Origin of the sequence: Acrocarpospora sp. B8E8 (assembly GCF_039871605.1) — a bacterium.
GTDB lineage: Bacteria > Actinomycetota > Actinomycetes > Streptosporangiales > Streptosporangiaceae > Acrocarpospora > Acrocarpospora macrocephala.
The window spans coordinates 1-932 of sequence record NZ_JBDPLV010000215.1 but is presented as its reverse complement, the minus strand read 5'-3'; the positions used below and the strand labels follow the sequence as shown (position 1 = coordinate 932).

The following is a 932-nucleotide window of genomic DNA, read 5'->3' as shown; positions in this document are numbered from 1 at the left end:
CCCGTCATCACCGAGGCCGGTGACTTCAACACCGCGCTGTTCGATCCCGAGGGACGCATCTACGCCTACTCGGACTATGTGCAGTTCCACATCGGGTCGGGCAGCGTGGCCGTGCGCAACCTGGTCGAGGTCATCCGGGGCGAGCCGGTGTATCCGGGCGACGCGTTCATCTGCAACGACCCGCACACCGCGGGGGCGAGCCACCCGCCGGACACCAACGTGATCTCCCCGATCTTCCACGGCGAGGAGCTGATCGGCTGGGCGCAGTCGCAGGCGCATCTGCTCGACGTCGGCGGGATGACTCCCGGCGGTTTCGCGCCCGGCGCGTACGACTGCTACAGCGAGGCCCTGCGGCTGCCGCCCGGGGTGAAGGTCTTCGAGCGGGGCGAGCCGGTCGAGTGGGTCCGGCGGATCCTGCTCAACAACGTCCGCGTCCCGGTGCCGTACTGGAATGACGTGCGCAGCCTCGTGGCGAGCAACAACACCGGGATCCGCCGGCTGCTCGCCACGATCGAGGAGTTCGGGCTCGACCGCTTCCGGGCCTACACGCGGCGCAACTTCGAGATCGCCGAGCAGGTCGTGCGCGACCGGCTGGCCCGGCTGCCCGACGGCGTGTGGGAGGCGGAGGAGTGGACCGAGCACAACGGCCACGACGACGATCTCTACCGGGTCCGGTGCACGCTGACCAAGCGCGGCGGCCAGGCCACGCTGGACTTCACGGGGTCCAGCCCGCAGACCGACGGGTTCGTCAACTGCAGCTACGGCGCGCTCGTAGGTAGTGTCGCCACCGCGGTCGTGCCGATCCTGGCGTGGGACGTGCCGTTCAACGAAGGGGTCATGACCGCGTTCGAGGTGGTCGCCGAGCCGGGAAGCATCGTCAACCCACGCCCGCCCGCGCCGATCAGCAACGGCCACCTCACCACCGGCGCCCG

1 protein-coding gene is annotated in these 932 nt (G+C 69.8%); it reads left to right on the top strand.

The window, feature by feature from the left end:
- Positions 1-932: hydantoinase B/oxoprolinase family protein (locus ABGB08_RS54685; RefSeq protein ID WP_347608560.1), on the top strand; the 932-nt coding region annotated here is incomplete at both ends.